Below are 262 nucleotides of genomic sequence, written 5' to 3' on the forward strand. Positions count from 1 at the left end.
TTCCGCTTCGAGTGGCGACTGGCGGCCGGGGTGGTTATCGCCCTGGCGCACGACGTGGTGATCACCATGGGGGTTCTGTCGCTGTTCCACATTGAGGTTGACCTGACAATCGTGGCATCCCTGATGTCCGTTATCGGTTACTCACTGAACGACAGTATCGTGGTATCTGACCGTAGCCGTGGAAACTTCCGTAAGATCCGGCGCGGTGCCCCGTACGGAATCTTTAACGTGTCGTTGACCCGGACCCTGCACCGTCCCCTGA

1 pseudogene is annotated in these 262 nt (G+C 58.8%); it reads left to right on the forward strand.

Features of this window, described 5'->3' with window-relative positions:
• Nucleotides 1-262 (forward strand): annotated as a pseudogene (locus ABFY71_RS18935) (protein translocase subunit SecF); the annotation flags it as partial.

Source organism: Devosia alba (assembly GCF_039938915.1).
In the GTDB taxonomy this organism is placed as follows: Bacteria; Pseudomonadota; Alphaproteobacteria; order Rhizobiales; family Devosiaceae; genus Devosia; species Devosia alba.